This is a genomic window from Streptomyces griseorubiginosus, assembly GCF_001514195.1.
Lineage (GTDB): Bacteria > Actinomycetota > Actinomycetes > Streptomycetales > Streptomycetaceae > Streptomyces > Streptomyces griseorubiginosus.
On the sequence record NZ_KQ948740.1, the window covers coordinates 198574 to 215658 of the forward strand.

At 72.5% G+C, this 17085-nt stretch carries 19 protein-coding genes; 8 read left to right on the forward strand and 11 right to left on the reverse strand.

The annotated features are described in order from the left end of the window. Positions 1 to 63 precede the first annotated feature (63 nt). Positions 64 to 276 carry a DUF4287 domain-containing protein gene (locus tag AQJ54_RS28920; RefSeq protein WP_062242124.1) on the forward strand — a complete coding sequence of 71 codons (213 nt, stop codon included), beginning with the start codon at positions 64 to 66 and terminating at the stop codon, positions 274 to 276. Positions 277 to 338: 62 nt separating this feature from the next. Continuing rightward, the gene (locus AQJ54_RS28925; protein ID WP_062030543.1) at positions 339 to 2570 is read left to right on the forward strand and encodes an FUSC family protein; all 2232 of its coding nucleotides are present in this window, start codon (positions 339 to 341) and stop codon (positions 2568 to 2570) included. A 34-nt stretch (positions 2571 to 2604) separates the two neighbouring features. On the opposite strand, the gene AQJ54_RS28930 is transcribed toward AQJ54_RS28925, so the two are convergent. The 5 genes from AQJ54_RS28930 to AQJ54_RS28950 all read right to left on the reverse strand — a co-directional run bounded on the left by AQJ54_RS28930 (position 2605) and on the right by AQJ54_RS28950 (position 5737). Beyond that, entirely contained in the window at positions 2605 to 3039 is a 435-nt protein-coding gene (locus tag AQJ54_RS28930; protein ID WP_062242125.1) for a hypothetical protein, read from the reverse strand. Positions 3040 to 3067: 28 nt separating this feature from the next. Then, positions 3068 to 3907: a DUF1206 domain-containing protein gene (locus AQJ54_RS28935; RefSeq protein WP_062242127.1), complete on the reverse strand. Its 840-nt coding sequence runs from the start codon at positions 3905 to 3907 to the stop codon at positions 3068 to 3070. An 86-nt stretch (positions 3908 to 3993) separates the two neighbouring features. Then, positions 3994 to 4086 carry a hypothetical protein gene (locus AQJ54_RS47830; protein ID WP_428843807.1) on the reverse strand — a complete coding sequence of 31 codons (93 nt, stop codon included), beginning with the start codon at positions 4084 to 4086 and terminating at the stop codon, positions 3994 to 3996. Positions 4087 to 4231: 145 nt separating this feature from the next. Beyond that, a complete protein-coding gene (locus AQJ54_RS28945; protein ID WP_062242129.1) occupies positions 4232 to 5089 on the reverse strand; it encodes a SigB/SigF/SigG family RNA polymerase sigma factor in 858 nt (285 codons plus the stop codon). 204 nt (positions 5090 to 5293) lie between these two features. Then, entirely contained in the window at positions 5294 to 5737 is a 444-nt protein-coding gene (locus AQJ54_RS28950; RefSeq protein ID WP_062242131.1) for an ATP-binding protein, read from the reverse strand. Positions 5738 to 5951: 214 nt separating this feature from the next. On the opposite strand from AQJ54_RS28950, the gene AQJ54_RS28955 reads away from it, so the two are divergent. The 3 genes from AQJ54_RS28955 (at position 5952) to AQJ54_RS28965 (ending at position 8412) form a co-directional block, all read left to right on the forward strand. Then, positions 5952 to 6188 carry a hypothetical protein gene (locus tag AQJ54_RS28955; RefSeq protein WP_062242133.1) on the forward strand — a complete coding sequence of 79 codons (237 nt, stop codon included), beginning with the start codon at positions 5952 to 5954 and terminating at the stop codon, positions 6186 to 6188. A gap of 34 nt (positions 6189 to 6222) precedes the next feature. Then, a complete protein-coding gene (locus tag AQJ54_RS28960) occupies positions 6223 to 7701 on the forward strand; it encodes an aminotransferase class I/II-fold pyridoxal phosphate-dependent enzyme (protein ID WP_062242134.1) in 1479 nt (492 codons plus the stop codon). A gap of 255 nt (positions 7702 to 7956) precedes the next feature. Further along, the gene (locus AQJ54_RS28965; RefSeq protein ID WP_062242136.1) at positions 7957 to 8412 is read left to right on the forward strand and encodes a cyclic nucleotide-binding domain-containing protein; all 456 of its coding nucleotides are present in this window, start codon (positions 7957 to 7959) and stop codon (positions 8410 to 8412) included. A 22-nt stretch (positions 8413 to 8434) separates the two neighbouring features. Here AQJ54_RS28965 and AQJ54_RS28970 read toward each other — a convergent pair whose 3' ends face one another. Together AQJ54_RS28970 and AQJ54_RS28975 are read right to left on the reverse strand one after the other, a co-directional pair. Beyond that, entirely contained in the window at positions 8435 to 9733 is a 1299-nt protein-coding gene (locus AQJ54_RS28970; protein ID WP_062242138.1) for an MFS transporter, read from the reverse strand. 110 nt (positions 9734 to 9843) lie between these two features. Next, positions 9844 to 10461 (reverse strand): LysE/ArgO family amino acid transporter, encoded by a 618-nt coding sequence (locus AQJ54_RS28975; protein WP_062030525.1) that lies wholly within the window; start codon positions 10459 to 10461, stop codon positions 9844 to 9846. Between the two features lie 69 nt (positions 10462 to 10530). Between AQJ54_RS28975 and AQJ54_RS28980 the strand changes: the two genes are divergently transcribed. Continuing rightward, the gene (locus tag AQJ54_RS28980) at positions 10531 to 11421 is read left to right on the forward strand and encodes a LysR family transcriptional regulator ArgP (protein WP_062242140.1); all 891 of its coding nucleotides are present in this window, start codon (positions 10531 to 10533) and stop codon (positions 11419 to 11421) included. A gap of 58 nt (positions 11422 to 11479) precedes the next feature. Here the strand turns inward: AQJ54_RS28980 and AQJ54_RS28985 are convergent, their stop codons facing one another. Next, entirely contained in the window at positions 11480 to 12184 is a 705-nt protein-coding gene (locus AQJ54_RS28985; protein ID WP_062242142.1) for a TetR/AcrR family transcriptional regulator, read from the reverse strand. A 112-nt stretch (positions 12185 to 12296) separates the two neighbouring features. Here AQJ54_RS28985 and AQJ54_RS28990 point away from each other — a divergent pair, with 112 nt between their 5' ends. Together AQJ54_RS28990 and AQJ54_RS28995 are read left to right on the forward strand one after the other, a co-directional pair. Continuing rightward, a complete protein-coding gene (locus tag AQJ54_RS28990) occupies positions 12297 to 13517 on the forward strand; it encodes a saccharopine dehydrogenase family protein (RefSeq protein WP_062242144.1) in 1221 nt (406 codons plus the stop codon). A gap of 110 nt (positions 13518 to 13627) precedes the next feature. Next, entirely contained in the window at positions 13628 to 13882 is a 255-nt protein-coding gene (locus tag AQJ54_RS28995; protein ID WP_030325883.1) for a WhiB family transcriptional regulator, read from the forward strand. Positions 13883 to 14041: 159 nt separating this feature from the next. Here AQJ54_RS28995 and AQJ54_RS29000 read toward each other — a convergent pair whose 3' ends face one another. From AQJ54_RS29000 to AQJ54_RS29010, 3 genes are all read right to left on the reverse strand, one after another. Next, on the reverse strand, positions 14042 to 14491 hold the full coding sequence (locus AQJ54_RS29000) for a DUF6098 family protein (RefSeq protein WP_062242146.1): 450 nt from the start codon (positions 14489 to 14491) through the stop codon (positions 14042 to 14044). Positions 14492 to 14560: 69 nt separating this feature from the next. Further along, positions 14561 to 16381, reverse strand: coding sequence for a sensor histidine kinase (locus tag AQJ54_RS29005; protein ID WP_062242148.1), 1821 nt, complete (start codon positions 16379 to 16381; stop codon positions 14561 to 14563). Continuing rightward, positions 16378 to 17079, reverse strand: coding sequence for a response regulator transcription factor (locus AQJ54_RS29010; RefSeq protein ID WP_062242150.1), 702 nt, complete (start codon positions 17077 to 17079; stop codon positions 16378 to 16380). The genes AQJ54_RS29005 and AQJ54_RS29010 overlap by 4 nt, the downstream gene beginning before the upstream one ends. Positions 17080 to 17085: the final 6 nt, after the last annotated feature.

Below are 17085 nucleotides of genomic sequence, written 5' to 3' on the forward strand. Positions count from 1 at the left end.
GGTTTCCGGCCGGTCGGCGGTCGCAGGAGGGACGACATCCGCGTCCCCCGAAAGGACACCGTCATGGCCGAGACCGTGAAGGGCCCCGCGAGCTACTTCCCCTCGATCGAGAAGAAGTACGGCCGCCCCGTCGCCGAATGGCAGGAACTGATCCGCTCCTCCCCGCTGACCCGGCACATGGAGCTGGTCGCCTGGCTCAAGTCCGAGCACGGCATGGGCCACGGACACGCCAACGCGCTGGTGGCGCACACCCTCGCCGAGGCCAGGGGGAAGTGATCCACTCCGCCGTGCCATGCTGGAAACGGATCATGACGTGACACGGGAGCGAGTACGGCGGAGTGAACACAGCGAGGCTGCGGGACCGAGTCGCCGCGTCGGATCCGGGGCTGCTGCGGCTGGCCGCCGGTCTGCGCACGGTGGCGGCGATCGCGCTCACGCTGGCGGTGCTGGGTCTGGCGGGCGTGAGCGTCCGCCATCTGGTGGCGGGCGCCATCGCGGCCATGGTCGCGACCTTCGCCATCCGGGAGAAGCAGCGCACCGCGCAGGCGGTGACGCTCGCCCTGGGACTGCCGCTGGCGCTGGTCTCCCTGTCGCTGGGGGCGCTGCTGAGTTCCCGGGTGGTGGCCGGTGACCTGTTCTTCGTGGCGCTGATCTTCTGTGCCGTCTACGGCCGCCGCTTCGGCGACCGGGGCACCGCCCTCGGTCTCATCGGCTTCCAGGTCTACTTCGTCTCCCTGTTCGTCGGCGCCACGGTCTCCGGCCTGCCCGAGCTGTACGGCGTCCTCGCGGTGGCCTTCCTGTGCAGCGCGGCGGCGCGGTTCCTGCTGGTGCCGGAGACCCCGGCGGGCCTCCTTGAGCGGCTGCGGGAGGCCTTCCGGGCCCGGCTCGCCCAGCTGGTGTCCGCACAGCTGGGGCTCCTCGACGCCGGGCCCGAGGAGATCGACGAGGTGCTGGAGACGGTACGCGAGGGGACCGCGCGGCTGCACGAGACGGCGCTGATGATCCAGGGGCGGCTGGAGGAGGGGACCGCCGACGAGGCCACGGCGCGGCTGGTGCAGCGGCGGATCGCGGACGCCGAGATCGCCGCCGAGCGGCTCGGCCTGCTGCTGCTGACGGCCCGCAGCGCGGAGCGGGCGGACACCCTGACCCTGCACCTGCCGGGCGCGCCGGCCCCGCGGGCGGGGCGGATGCCGGGCCGGGACGAGGCGATGGCGCAGGTGCGTCGGGATCTGGAGGCGCTGCGGCTGCTGGTGCTGCGTCCGGCGGCGGCCCGGTCCGGCACCGCGCTGTCCCAGGTGCGCAACCGGCTGCTGGGCTACCGCGAGGAGGACCGGCTGCCGCCCGCGCCGCCCGCCGTCCAGGACGTCTTCCGGGGCATCGGGGAGACCGCGCGGGCGGTCCTGGGCCTCAGGATCGCCCTGGACGGTCCGCAGGACGAGTCGGACGACTCCCCGGAAACGGCCCGTTCGCGCGAGGAGCTGGACGCCGAGGACGCCGTCATCGACGCCGGTGAGGCGGACGGAGCGGCGCAGGAGGAGCTGACGGGGCTCCGACGGCCCACCACCCGTGCCGCGGTGCAGGTGGCCGTGGGATCCTCGCTCGCCATCGTGGGCGGTGAGTTCCTGTCCAGCCAGCGCTGGTACTGGGCCGTGCTGACCTGCTGGATCGTCTTCCTCAACACCTCGTCCACCGGGGAGATCCTGGTCAAGGGCTACCGCCGGCTGCTGGGCACGGTCCTCGGCGTGCTCGCCGGAATCGTGCTGGCCGGGTCGGTCGGGCAGCACACCTGGACCGCGTTCGCCCTGGTGCTGGTGCTGGTGTTCGCGATGTTCTACACCGCGCCGCTCTCCTACACGCTGATGTCGTTCTTCGTCACGGCCGCCCTGGGCCTGCTCTACACCCTGCTGCACACCTACAGCCTCTCGGTGCTGGTGCTGCGGGTGGAGGAGACCGCGCTCGGCGCGGCCTGCGGGGTGATCGCGGCGGCGTTCGTCCTGCCGGTGCGCACGGACCGCCGTACCAACGACCTGCTCGTCACCGTCCTGGAGCGGCTCGACGAGGTCACCGAGGCCGCCGTGGACCAGCTCAGCGGCGGCACCCCGGTCGAACTGCTCGACCAGGCGCGCGACCTGGACCAGGCGCTGGCGGATCTGCGGGCGGCGACCCAGCCGCTCACGCATCCGATCACACCGCTGCGGGCCCGCCGGGACACGGCCCGCTATGTGGTGGCGCTGCTGGAGACCTGCGCGTACCACGCGCGTTCCCTGGCGGCGACGGCCGAACTGCTGCCCACGCACCCGTCGATCGCGGCGGATCCCCGGCTGCGGCGGGCGGGCCGGCGCATCGGGGACAACATCGCGGCGATCGCCGCGCATGTGCGCGACGAACACTCGACCGCCGCGGTCGAGACCGGGCCGAGCATCGCCTCGCTGCTGGACACCGAGGTCCCCGGCACCCCGCGGTTCGGCCGGGTCACCGACCGCGTGCTGCGGCACGTGCAGCGGCTGGACGAGACCCTGGTGGGTCTGGCCCGGCCGCTGCACGTGCCGGTTTCGGCTCCGAAGAGGTAGCGGACGCCTGGTCGTTCGGACGTCCGCAGGGTGGTCAGAGGTCCGTGGGCAGACCGCTCACCTCGGCGATGCCCCGCAACTCGTCGTCGAGCCGCCTGCGTTCGCGGATGTACTCGGCGATCTCGCCGAGCCGTACCGGATCGTCGGCGGTGTCCGCGTCGGTGACCACCCGGATCGGGTCGGTCCGCTCGTCGACGTGGAGTTCGATCACCTTGTTGTCCATGCGCCCGGTGACGGCGGTGGCGATGACCAGGGCGGCCTCGTCGCGGATCTCCTGGGGCAGCCCGTCCTGTTGACTGTCCTCAAGGGCGAAGTCCAGGGCGGGCAGCCGTTGTTCGTCGATCGCCCGCAGCACCGGACGGACCACGCTGAGCAGCAGCTCGTAGTCCTCCGAGGGCATGCGGATGCGCAGAAGGTCCAGGTAGACGTCCACGGGCCTACCGTCGGGCGGAAGCTCGGGTTCGCTCATACACCCCGGGTTCCCCACCAGCCGCCGATCAGACCCGCCGCCAGCGGGCCATCGCGAACGAGAACACCCCGAACAGCACCAGACCGGCCGCGACCAGGACCAGCAGCCAGGGCCCCAGCGGGGTGTCGACGAACGAACGGAGCGTGTCGTCGAGGCCCTTCGCCTTGTCCGGCTCGTAGTCGACCGCCGCGCGGACGGCGAACGCGCCGGCCGCGGCGAACACCACGCCGCGCGCCGCTCCGCCGCCCACCCCCGTCACGTCGACCAGCTTGCGGACCCGCGGGCTCATCTCGTGGAGCTTGAGCTTGTCGTGGAAGGACCGCATCAACGCCCGGCCCGCGATCCACAGGCCCGCCACCGCGACGCCTACGCCCGCGACGCCGACGATCCACTGCCCGCCGGGCCACTCCAGCACCCGGGCGGTGACGTCCTTGGACTGCTTGTCGCTGGAACCGCTGCCGTCGGAACCGGAACCCGCGGCGAAGGACAGGACGGAGTAGGCGACGAAGGCGTAGAAGAGGAAGCGCCCGGCCGACATCAGCCGTTTGCCGGCCTTGCGGCCGTCGGGCCCGGCCGCGCCGAACAGCGCCTCGGACAGCCGCCACAGGGCCATTCCGGCGAGCCCGATGCCCAGCGCCCACAGGACGACCGAGCCGAAGGGCTTGTCGGCGAGGGTGGCGAGGGCGCCACCGCGGTCGGCCTGGCGCTTGCCGTCACCGAAGGCGATCTGGAGCGCCAGCACGCCGACGAGAAGGTAGATGACCCCGCGGGCGGTGAAGCCGACGCGGGCGGCCCCCTTCGTCACGGAGCCGCGCGCCGCGCGTCTGGCCCCGGTCCGGCCGGTCTGCGCCACGGAGGCAGTGTTCATGTCCACTCCTGGGTTGGGGATGCCCTGGGCGGGCGATCGCATCCTGAGGCACGGATGCCCTGGGCGGGCGGTCGTATGGCATACGGTCAGTCGGCGGTTCGGGCGCGGTCGGGGACGGCCCCGAGGAGCCGGTGGGCGGTCTCCAGGGCCGGCCGCACGTCCCGGGTCCCGGTCACCACGCAGAGCGTGTAGGCGAGGTCCCGCGCCCGCGGGCTCGGCTCGGCGGCGTCCGGGCCTCGGCGGCCCGCAGTGCCTCGTACTCCTCGACGAGCCCCCGCAGGAACGCGGGATCGGGTATCAGCATCTGTCTCCCCCCTCGTCCCCTCAGGCCCCGGCCGTGCCGTCGGCGGCCTGCCGCCTCGCCCGGTCGGCCAGCGCCTCGTCGCGCACCCGTGCGCAGCTGCGGCTGATGAGCCGGGAGACGTGCATCTGGGAGATGCCGAGCTGGTCGGCGATGCGGCTCTGGGTCATGTCCTCGAAGAAACGCATGTAGAGGATTGCGCGTTCGCGCTCGGGCAGCCTGCGCAGGCCTTCCTTGGCGGACTCGCGGTCGACCACCACGTCGTACGACGTGTCGGGGCCGCCCAGGGTGTCCGCGAGGCTGTAGCCGTCGTCGCCGGCCGACAGCTCGGCGTCCAGGGACAGGGTGCTGAAGCTCTCCAGCGCCTCCAGACCGGTGGTGACCTCTTCCTCGGTCAGGCCGGTGTGGGCGGCGAGGTCGGCGGGGGACGGTTCCGGGGAGCCGGGGTTCTGGGTGAGTTCGCGCCGGGCCAACCGCACCTTGTTGCGCAGTTCCTGCACCCGGCGGGGCACCCGCAGGGCCCACATGCGGTCGCGGAAGTGGCGCTTGACCTCGCCCGTGATGGTGGGCACGGCGTAGCTCTCGAAGGCTCCTCGTTCCGGATCGAACCGGTCGATGGCCTTCACGAGCCCGAGGGCCGCGACCTGGCGCAGGTCCTCGAGGGACTCCCCGCGGTCGCGGAACCGGCCCGCGATGCGGTGGGCCATGGGCAGCCAGGCGGTGACGAGCTCGTCGCGCAGGGCGTCTCGCTCGGGTCCTTCCGCCAGACCGGCCAGCCGGGCGAACTGGGCCATGGTGTCGGGGGCGTCGTCGTGCCGCCGCCTGGTTGCGGCGGGGCGGTCCTGGGTGGTGGGACGGCTGGTCGACGTGTCGGTGAGCATGCGGATTCGCTCCTGAAGAACGGGTTCAGGGAATGACCGCGGGAGGAAGGCCGCCGGGACCGCCGAAGAGGGGCCCGCAGCAAGCCGTACGGCTCCCGCTGGCGCGCCTCCGGTCCGAAGCACGAAACTGCGTCTGCCCTGCTGCATGCGGCCCAAACACCGCTGTCGAAACTCCGTTTCCGGAGCTTTCCCAGCAGTGCCGGATCAGCTCAGGGGCACCATCGCGGTGATGCACTTGCCGCCCGCGGGCAGATCGGTGACCCGGACGTCCTGGGCCAGCCGGCACACGATGGGCCAGCCGCGGCCGCCGGGCCGCCACCGGCCCTGCCGGTCGACGGGTTCCTTGGCGACCGGCAGCGCGGTGCTGCGGTCGCTCACCGAGACGCGTACGTCCCGCTCATCGACGCACACGTCGAAGTCGGTGATGCCTCCGCCGTGCAGGATGGCGTTGGTGGTCAGTTCGGAGGCGACGAGCAGCGCGTCCGACAGGGCCTGCTCGTCGCAGGAGGTGTGAGTGGCTCGGCATCGCTCGGACACCGCACGTGCGACGGCGCGGCGCGCCTCGGCCGGCCGGTAGGGGCGTGCCGGTGCTTGTCGGAACGCCACGGAGGATTCGGGGGTGGCGTCGGTCCTGTGCTCGTCGCACATGACGTGGCTCCTGATCGGTGATTCGACTGGCTGTCTGGTCTGTGCAGCAGAAGCCGGGCCCGGCCCGGGCCCGCGAACACGGTGACCGCGGTCTGCGGTGCGTACTCTCCGTGGGCCTCCTGTAATCGGCTGACCTGTGCGCGCCTGGTCAAACCTCCCCGTCTCGGGTGGATGTCCGGGTCATTCGTCGGCTCAGGACGGGTACGCGGTCTGCATGACGGATGTCGTGGACTCAGACGAACTGCTGCGCCGTATCCAACGAGCCCGGGCCTGTGCGGCCGAGGAGGAGCGGTCCTGGCGGGCCCGCAGCGAGGAGCTGGGCCCCGCCGACACGGGCGCCGCCCGGGACGCCGCCGTACGCACGCTGGCCTACGAGGCGGTGACCCGGGTGCTGGACGAGGTGCTGCGACCGGGCAGCCGGCGGCCTTCGGCGGGGTCCGACGGGGACTGATTGACGCGGGTCGGGTCCGGGCACCCGGCGGCCCATGACTGTCGACCACACCGAAGCACCGGTTCCGCAGGCCCTGGCCGATTTCCACCGTCAGGGGCTGTCGGCGTTCGCCCCGCCGGGCCACAAACAGGCGCGTGGGGCCGACCCCGCGGTACGGGAGGTACTGGGCGACGCGGTCTTCCTCGGCGATGTGCTGGCGTCGGGCGGTCTGGACGACCGGCTGACCCGCGGTCGGGTGCTGGAGCGTGCCGAGGAGCTGCTGGCCGACGCGGTGCACGCGGAGCACACCTTCTTCACCACCTGCGGGAGTTCCCTGTCCGTGAAGGCGGCGATGCTGGCCGTCGCCGGCCCGCACGAGAAGCTGCTGATCGGACGGGACGCCCACAAGTCGGTGGTGTCGGGGCTGATCCTGTCGGGGATCGAGCCGGTGTGGGTCGAGCCGCGGTGGGACGCCGGGCGTCATCTCGCCCACCCGCCGTCCGCCGCCGACTTCGAGCGGGCCTTCGAGGCCCACCCGGACGCGAAGGGCGCCCTCGTCGTGAGCCCGACGCCGTACGGCGGCTGCGCGGCGCTGGAGGACATCGCCGAGGTGTGCCACCGCCGTTCCGTGCCGCTGATCGTGGACGAGGCCTGGGGGGCGCATCTGCCCTTCCACCCCGATCTGCCGGCCTGGGCCATGGACGCGGGCGCCGACATCTGCGTGACCAGCATCCACAAGATGGGCAGCGGTCTCGAACAGGGGTCGGTGTTCCACCTCCAGGGCGATCTCGTCCCGCCGGACCTGCTGAAGATGCGCGCCGACCTGCTGGGTTCGACCAGCCCCTCGGTGCTGCTGTACGCCGGGATCGACGGCTGGCGGCGGCAGATGGCCCTGCACGGCAAGGAGTTGATGGGCGGGGCGCTGGATCTGGCGGCCCGGGTCCGGGCCGCCGTCGAGGAGATCGAGGGGCTGCACGTCAACGACCGGGACGACTTCTGCGGGCCGGGTCTCGCCGACGACTTCGATCCGCTGCCCGGCGTCATCGACGTCACCGGGCTCGGGATCACCGGGTACCAGGCGGCGGACTGGCTGCGCGAGCACCGGAGCATCGATGCCCACCTCACCGACCACCGTCGCATCGGCATGCAGATCACCCATGGCGACGACGAGGAGACCACGGGCCAGCTGCTCGACGCGCTCAGGGATCTCGTCCGGGCGGCACCGGAGTGGGGACCGGCCCCGCGGGTGGCGGTGCCGCCGCCGTCCGAGCTGCGGCTGGAGCAGGTGCGGCTGCCCAGGGACGCGTTCTTCGGGCCGGCCGAGAACGTTCCGGTCGGCGAGGCCGCGGGGCGGATCGCGGCGGAGATGGTCACCCCGTATCCGCCGGGGATCCCGGCCGTGCTGCCCGGCGAGCTGCTGACCGAGCCGGTGCTGGAGTACCTGCGGACCGGACTGGCCGCGGGCATGAACCTCCCCGATCCGGCCGATGCGACGTTGGAGACGATCAGGGTGGTAAACACCAGTTCCGAGTGAAACCGGTCACTTGCCCCGCACCGGATTGCGCGAAATCACCATGGATGGTTTACGGTTCATCCATACGTGGTGACGGGGTCGACATCCTCCTCCGCACCACCTCTGACTGCCCTGGCTGGCCTCCCCCGTCCAGCCAGGGCTTTTCCATGCCGTGGGCAGATCCTCACCTCCGCCGAGGTGCCCCGGACGGCGGCAGCCGCTGAAATGGGCATAGGCACAACACCGGAATCCCTGGCCGGCGAGGAGCCCCGCGTCATGACCAAAGCGACGAAACTGCTGACCGCCCTGCCGCCACCGCAGCGCCAGAGCCTGATGACGCTCGCCAGGGAGGTCTCCTTCCCGGAGGACCACCACATCTTCGAGGCGGGCGGCACGGCCGACCGCTTCTGGGTCATCCGCTCCGGCGCGGTCTCGCTCACCCAGCAGGTGACCCCCCAGCACCGGGTCACCGTCGCCGGGCTCGGCTCCGGCGACCTGCTCGGCTGGTCCTGGCTGTTCCCGCCGTACCAGTGGGACTTCGGCGCGGAGGCCTTCAGCCCGGTGCGGGCCTACGAGTTCGACGCGTCGGCGGTGCTGCGGCTGTGCGAGGAGGATCCCCAGCTCGGGATGATCCTGGTGCGCAGCGTCGCGGAGATCCTGGCCCACCGGCTGGAGACGACGCGCGGCAGGCTGATGGAGCAGTACGGCTCGCGCCGCAGAAGCGCGCTGTAGGCGCGGGCCGCTCTGCCGGGGCTCAGATCCGGTAGCGGCGCAGCGCCGGGAACGCGAACGCGAGGCCCAGCATCACGGCGACGACCAGGAGGCCGCCGCCGGCCACCGCGGCGCGCGGCCCGAAGACCGATCCCGCGGTGCCGTGCAGGACATCGGCCAGGCGCGGGCCGCCGGCGACGACGACGGTGAAGACGCCTTGCATGCGGCCGCGCATCTCATCGGTGGCGGCGGAGAGCAGGATGGCTCCGCGGAAGACCATCGAGACCATGTCGGCGACCCCGGCCGCGGCGAGGAAGACGACGGCGATCCAGAGACTGCGGCTCAGCCCGAACCCGGTGACGGCCGCGCCCCAGGCGACGACCGCGCCGATGACCATCCAGCCGTGCCGCCGGGCCCGGGAGAACGTGCCCGAGAACAGCCCGCCCACCACCGCACCGATCGGGATGGCGGCGAACAGCAGGCCCAGCGCGACCCCTTCGTTGTAGGAGGCGTAGGTCTCGGAGGCGAGCTGCGGGAACAGCGCCCGGGGCATGCCGAAGACCATGGCGACGATGTCGGCGAGGAAGGACAGCAGCAGCACCTTGTGCGCGGAGATGTACCGGAAGCCCTCGACGATCTCGCGCACGCCCGCCCGGCGGGCCACGGCCTTCGCCAGCGGCGGCAGGGAGGGCAGCCGGTACACGGCCCAGACCGTCACGCACAGCGCGAGCGCGTCGAGGAGGTAGAGCTCCGGCAGACCGATGACGGGGATCAGGACACCCGCGAGCAGCGGGCCCATGACCTGGCCGGTCTGCATGACGGTGGAGCCGAGGGCGTTGGCGGCGGGCAGCTGGTCCTCGGGCACCAGACGGGCGATGGAGGCGTTGCGGGCCGGGGAGTTGAGGCCCCAGAAGGCCTGCTGCACCGCCAGCAGGCCCATCAGGGCGGCCACCGAGTGGAGTCCGGTCACGGCCTGAAGCCAGAACAGGACCGAGGTGACGGCGATGCCGCTGTTGGTGATCAGGAGCAGCTTGCGGCGGTCCATGGTGTCCGCCACCGCGCCGCCCCACAGCGCGAACACGATCAGCGGCAGCAGCCCGGCCATGCTCGCGGCGCCGACCCAGGCCGAGGAGCCGGTGATGTCGTAGATCTGCTTGGGCACCGCGACGGCGGTGAGCTGGCTGCCGACGGCCGTGACGATCGTCGAGCTCCACAGGCGGCGGTAGGCCGGGATGCGCAGCGGGCGGGTGTCCATGGCCCAGCGCCGCCAGCCGCGCCGGGGCGGCGGTGCGGTGTCCGCGCGGGGGGTCTGGGGTTCGGTGCTGCTCTCGCCGGTGTCCACGCGCGTCCTGGTTGCTCGTTACATCTATCGGGTCCGGGGTTCACTATCGCAGCACCGCCCAGGAGTTCGAAGCGCGATGTCTCAGCTCGTGGGACACATGGGGGCGGACTTCACGCTCCGGCCACGAGCGTGGCGCCGAGGGCGATCATCGTCGCGGCGACCAGCCCGTCCAGGAACCGCCAGGCGGCCGGCCTGGCGAGGAAGCCGCTGAGCAGCCGTGCCCCGAACCCGAGCGCGGCGAACCAGCACAGGCTGGCGAGCATCGCGCCGAGTCCGAAGGTCCAGCGCAGCGGGCCCCGGTCGGCGGCGACGGAGCCGAGCAGGAACACCGTGTCGAGGTAGACGTGCGGGTTGAGCCAGGTCATGGCCAGACAGGTCAGCACCGCGCGGCGGCGGGAGTCCGACGCCGCGCCCTCCGTCCGCAGCCCCGACTTGCCCGGCCGCAGGACCCGGCGGGCGGCGAGGGCGCCGTAGCAGAGCAGGAATCCCCCGCCGATCCAGCCCACCAGGGTCAGCGCGCCCGGCCAGGCGACCACCACGGCACCGACCCCGCCGACGCCCAGGGCGATGAGCACGGCGTCGGACAGGGCACAGATCCCGACCACGGCGAGGACCGCGTCGCGGCGGATCCCCTGGCGCAGGACGAAGGCGTTCTGGGCGCCGATGGCGACGATGAGCGAGAGGCCGGTGCCGAAACCGGCGGCAGCGGCGGACAGGGAGGCTGGCATGGCTTCGACGGTACGGAGACGATCACCGTACGTACAGCTAAAGATTCTTACGTATCATTAGCTGACGTGATGATGACCGAACTGCCTCTGGATCAGGTACGGACGCTGCTCGCCGTGGTCGACGAGGGCACGTTCGACGCCGCGGCGGCGGCCCTGCACGTGACGCCGTCGGCGGTGAGCCAGCGGGTCAAGGCGCTGGAGCAGCGCACGGGACGCGTGCTGCTGGTGCGGACGAAGCCGGTGCGGGTGACCGAGTCGGGCGAGGTGGTGGTGCGCTTCGCGCGGCAGCTGGCGCGGCTGGAACGGGACGCGCTCGCCGAGCTGGGGATGCCGGCCGAGGGGGAGGTCACCCGGGTCTCGGTCGCGGTGAACGCGGACTCGCTGGCGACCTGGTTCCTGGAGGCCCTGACCCGGGTCCCCGAAAGGGAGCGGCTCTGTTTCGAGCTGCTGCGCGAGGACGAGAAGCGGACGGCGGAGCTGCTGCGGGAGGGGGCGGTGATGGCGGCGGTGACGTCCTCGGCGGAAGCGGTGGCGGGGTGTTCCGTACGGCCGCTGGGGCGGATGCGGTATCTGGCGGCGGCGAGTCCGCGGTTCGTCGAGCGGTGGCTCGGCGGGGTGTCGGTCGCCGGGCTCGGGGAGGCGCCCGTGGTCACCTTCGACCGGAGCGACGACATCCAGGACGGGTTCCTGCGGGAGCTGGGTTGCGCCGGTGCGAGCGCGGCGCGGCATGCGGTGCCCACGTCGGAGGGGTTCGTGGAGGCGGTCGCGCTGGGGCTGGGGTGGGGGATGGTGCCGGAGGTGCAGGCGGAGAGGCTGTTGCGGGAGGGGCGGCTGGTCGCGCTGGCGCCCGACCGGCCGGTCGACGTCCCGTTGTACTGGCAGCAGTGGAAGCTGGACTCGCCCGCGTTGGCCTCTGTGGCGTCGGCGGTGGCGGAGGCCGCGTCGGAAGCGCTCGGATAGGACTCGCCGTCGTTCGCCTCGGGCTCGTCGTGGCTGGTCGCGCCGTTCCTCGCGCCCCTCACGGGGCGCTGCCCAGCCGTCCCTCCACACTGTCCAGCAGCATGTCCAGGGCCGTGGGATAGGCGCTGGTGATCATGCGCTGCGCGAGCAGGGGCGCGGCCTCGGCGATCCTCGGATAGCGGTCGGCCGGAAGCCGCGCATAGGTCGAACGCCACCTGGCCTCGTCCTCGTCCAGGGCCGCGCTCGGCAGGGCCAGGGACGCCGCGTCCAGCGCCGCGAAGGCCAGCGTCTGGTCGATGAAGGCGTGGTAGATGCGGACGGTGTCGGCCAGCGGGAAGCCCGCCGTGCGCAGGACGTCGAGGACCGCCTCGTCCGCCGCCAGTTCGTTCGCCCGGCCGGTGACCCGGCTCGTCGTCAGCAGGGCGGCCTGCGGGTGGGCCACGTAGGCGGCGTGGATGCGCAGGCCCACCTCGCGCAGGTCCCGCCGCCACTCCCCCGTCGGCTCCCAGCCCGCCAGCCCCTGTCCGATCAGCGCGTCCCCGATCGCCAGCGTCAGGTCGTCCATGCCGCGGAAGTAGCGGTAGAGCGTGCTCGGGTCGGCGTCCAGGGCGAGGCCCAGGCGGCGGGCGGTGAGACCGGTGCTGCCGTGCTCGCGGAGCATGCGCAGGGCGGTCTCGACGATCAGCCGCTCCGACAGCACCGTGCCGCTCCTGGTGGGCCTGCGACGGCGGCGTTTCTCCTCGGGGACGACGGGCTTGGGCATCACCGGCCTCCTTATGCCAACGCCATTGACCTTAAACGAGCGCACGGCGTTGTATCTCCCGCAGGGGCCCCGTACATCCGCGACCTTCGACCCGAAACAGGGAGTCATCGTCATGCGTGTCCTGCTCGTGGGTGCCGGCGGCGTCGGCACCGCCATCACCCGGATCGCCGCCCGCCGCCCCTTCTTCGACGCCATGGTCGTCGCCGACTACGACCCGGCCCGCGCCGAGGCAGCCGTCGCCGCCCTCGGCGAGCGGGCCGGCCGGTTCACCGCCGAGCGCGTGGACGCGAGCGACGAGTCGGCCGTGACCGCGCTGCTGGAGCGGCACTCCTGCGACGTGCTGCTCAACGCCACCGATCCCCGGTTCGTCATGCCGCTGTTCCGGGCGGCCGGCTCCGCCGGGGCGACCTATGTCGACATGGCGATGTCCCTCTCCCGGCCGCACCCCTCACGCCCTTACCAGGAATGCGGGGTCAAGCTCGGCGACGAGCAGTTCGCGCTGGCCGAGGAGTGGGAGAAGGCGGGCGGGCTGGCCCTGGTCGGCATGGGGGTGGAGCCGGGCCTCTCCGACGTCTTCGCCCGGTACGCGGCCGACGAACTCTTCGACGAGATCGAGGAGATCGGTGTCCGTGACGGGGCGAACCTCACCGTCGACGGCTACGACTTCGCGCCCTCCTTCAGCATCTGGACCACCATCGAGGAGTGCCTGAACCCGCCCGTGGTGTACGAGGCCGACCGCGGCTGGTTCACCACGGAACCCTTCAGCGAGCCCGAGGTCTTCGACTTCCCCGAGGGCATCGGCCCGGTCGAGTGCGTCAACGTGGAGCACGAGGAGGTGCTGCTCGTCCCGCGCTGGGTCGGCGCCCGCCGGGTCACCTTCAAGTACGGCCTCGGCCGCGAGTTCGTCGAGACGCTGAGGACCCTGCACCTGCTGGGCCTGGACCGCACCGAGCCGGTGACCGTGCCGAGCGCCGCGGGGCCGGTCGCGGTCTCGCCCCGGGACGTCGTCGCCGCCTGTCTGCCCGACCCGGCGACGCTGGGCGAGCGGATGCACGGCAAGACCTGTGCGGGGACGTGGGTGAAGGGCGTCAAGGACGGTTCGGCACGCGAGGTGTACCTCTACCACGTGGTCGACAACCAGTGGTCCATGGCGGAGTACGGCAGCCAGGCGGTGGTGTGGCAGACGGCCGTGAACCCGGTCGTCGCCCTCGAACTCCTCGCCGACGGCGCCTGGTCGGGCACCGGCGTGCTGGGACCGGAGGCCTTCCCGGCCCGCCCCTTCCTGGAGTTGCTGACCGCGTACGGCTCCCCGTGGGGCATCCGCGAGCAGTGACTCGGGGATTCCCACGGGACCCGTTTGTTTCACGGCGGATCGACAGGTCACCCGAAAGCGAGTAAGGCATGCACGAGGGCACGTACGACTTCGATCGCAGGTGACTTTTGATGGACAACTGGCGAACCCATGCCGCGTGCCGCGATGAGGACCCCGACCTCTTCTTCCCGATCGGCACCACCGGACCCGCTGTGGGACAGACGGAGCAGGCCAAGTCCGTGTGCAGGCGCTGCCCCGTCCAGGAGCAGTGCCTCGAGTGGGCCCTGGAGACGGGACAGGGCATCGGCGTCTGGGGCGGCACCAGCGAGACGGAACGCCGCGCGATGGCGCGGCGGGCGAGTGCCGCACGGAGAAGGTCCGGCTGAGCGGGCCGGTCCGACGGCGGGCCCGGTTCGGCGCCAGGTCCGGTTCGGCAACGAGTCCGGACCAGACGCCGAACCGGGCCCGTTCCCGCGTCGGCAGCCGCTGCCTGGGCCATTCGCTCGGAGCCCGTAGGCAGCCCGCCACTGTCCGGGCCGCCCCGCTCAGGGGCCCGTGCGGCGCAGTGGGCCCCAGGCGGTCTCCTGGCCTTCCACCGCGTCCCGTGCCTCGTCGATGACCACGGGATCGATCCAGCACATCGGCCGCACGTCCGCGACGAGCGGCTCGTTGTCCGGTCCCCGGCCCCGCTCGTGTCCCTGGAGCACCCAGGGGCGTACCCCGGGGCCCTTGTCGTGCGGCAGATGGGAGTAGTCGTACAGCCGGCGGGCCACCCACAGTCGCGCCGGCCGCCCCTGCCACCACTCCTCCATGTCGAGCGGGTTGGCCGAGAGCCCCGGCAGGGCCAGCCCGGTGAGGTCGTCGGTGCTGGACGAGCGGGCCAGGTCGACCGCGGGGCCGCGCGACCAGCGGACGTACAGCCGCTCGTACCGCCCGGCCAGGTCCGCGAGTTCCGCCAGTGTCCGCACCACCGGCAGCCCGTCCGACTCATCCATCTCGTGACCTCCCTCTGTCTCGCGGTTCTACGGAGTACCCGCAGGCCACGGAGGAAATCGGGGATCTCGCTAGGGGGTCGGGCCGCCAGGCAGCCGCAGCGTGAAGACACTGCCCTTGCCGGGCTCGCTCGCCGCGTCGACCGTGCCGCCGTGGGCGGCGACCAGATGGCGGACGATGGGCAGACCGAGCCCGGAGCCTCCGGTACGGCGGCTGCGGGACTTCTCCGCGCGCCAGAACCGGTCGAAGACGTGCGGCAGGTCCTCGGGTGCGATGCCCGAGCCGGTGTCGGCGACCGCCAGCACGACCTCGTCGCCGTCCCGGCGCGCGGACAGGGTGACCGTGCCGTCGGGCGGGGTGTGCCGCAGCGCGTTGGAGACCAGGTTGCCGAGCGCCTGCCGCATCCGCACGGGGTCGGCGTCAAGCCACAGCGCGTCCTCGGCCCGGGTGCGCACCTCCACCCGGGCGGCGACCCGGTGGGCCGCCGCCACCTGCTGGAGCAGTTCGTCGCAGCGCACCGGCTCGCGGTGCAGACGCAGCGTGCCGGCGTCGGCGGCCGCGAGGTCCTGGAGGTCGTCGATGACGCGCTGGAGGACGAGCGACTCCTCGTGCAGGGAAGCGAGCAGCGCCGGGTCGGGTTCGACGACACCGTCCCGGGTGACCTCCAGCCAGCCGCGGATGTTGGTGAGCGGACTGCGCAGTTCGTGGGCGATGTCGCTGACCATCGCCTTGCGCTGGGCCTCGAGGCGCTCACGGCGTTCGGTCAGGTCGTTGAAGGCTGCGGCGAGGATGCCGGTCTCGTCCCGGGTGGTGACCGGCACCCGTACGTGGAGTTCGGGCGGTTGCTGGGCCGCCGCGGTGAGCGCCCGCAGCGGCCGTACCAGCCGGCCGGCAACCAGGGCGGTCGCGGCGACGGTGACGGCGAGCACCAGGGCGGCGGTGCCGACGACCTTGGCCTTGTTGCCCGGGGACATGTCGAAGAGCACGGCGGGGGTGTCCCCGGTGCCGAGGAAGAGTTCGGCCACGGGTGCCACATAGGGGTCGAGCTGGGTGCGGCGGGCCTCGTCGACGCAGGGCTGGGCCAGGCGCCTCTCCTTGTCGCCCAGTTTCCCGGACAGGGGGTCGCGCGCGTCCAGCCCGCCCAGTTCGCTCCCGACCGGCACGGCCATCCCACCGCTCAGTCCGACCTTGGCAAGGCAGTCGTGGGCCAGCCCCTTGAGCGCTTCGGTCGCCTTCTCCTCCGTCGGGGTGGGGGTGTTGAGGAGTCCGTCGGCGCAGGCGTCGGGTACGTAGTCGGGCGTGGAGCCGCTGTCCGGGTCGGTGAGCTCCGTCCGCCCGCTGGGGGTCCGCTTCAGTCGGGTCTCCAGACCGTGCCGGGAGAAGCACAGTTGGCGTTTGCGGGCCAGGGCGGCGACCGTGACGCGTTCCTTCTCGGGGAGGCGGTACGGGCCCACCGCTCGCGGGTCGATGCCGGGGATCTGGGCGCCGCGCTCGCTGTAGGTGTCGGTGTGCAGCGGGTCCACGGCGGCGGCCGCGCTCGGCGGCAGGGACGTCCCGCGCGGTGCCGAGTCGGCGATGAGCCGGCGGTCGGAGGTGGTCAGGGCGATACGCCGGCCGGTCCGCTCGGACAGTCTCCGCACGGTGGCGGCGACACCACTCCAATCGGGATGGGTGGCCGCGTACCCGCTGAGGTCGGCGAGGACCTCCATGTCGTCGGCGAGCGCCTGGCCCTGTTCCTCGCGCAGGGCCTGGGTGGTGGTGGCCACGGCCAGCCAGGCCGTCGCGGCCACCGAGCACACGGCGATGAGCCCGGACGTGATCAGCAATCGCACCAGCAGCCGTTTGTGCAGGGGTATCCGGACGCTCGCCCGCCGCCTGCGCCAGGGGGTCATCCGCGGCCGCCGCTCAGCTTGTAGCCGACGCCGAACACCGTGAGCAGCCGGGCCGGGCGGCGCGGATCGGCCTCGATCTTGCGGCGCAGGTTCATGATGTGCACGTCCACGGCCCGTTCGGTGGAGGCCCGGTCGGTGCCCCGGGTCACCTCCAGCAACTGCCGCCGCGAGAAGACCCGTTCGGGCTCGGCGGCCATGGCGAGCAGGATCTCGAACTCGGCCGGCGTGCACTCCACCGGCGTCCCGTCGCAGTGGACCTCGTGCCGTACGGGGTCGACGGCGAGGTCACCGGCGCGCACGACGGGGTCCTCGCGCGGTCCGGCGTCCACGCCCCGGCCGCTGCGTCTGAGGACGGTCCGGATGCGGGCCATCAGCTCACGCGGGCTGTACGGCTTGGTCATGTAGTCGTCGGCGCCCAGTTCCAGGCCCAGCAGGACGTCGTCCTCGGCGGACCGGGCGGTGAGCATCACCACGGGGATGTCCGCGTCCCGGCGCAGCACCCGGCACACTCCGAAGCCGTCGATCACGGGCAGCATCAGGTCCAGGACGACGAGGTCGGGAGCAGTCCGCCGGGCCGCGTCCAGGGCGGCCCGCCCGTCGTGGACCACGGTGGCGGTGTGACCCTCCGCGAGCAGGGACCGCCGTATGAGTTCGGCCTGCATCTCGTCGTCCTCGGCGACCAGCACATGTGCGCACACCCGGCG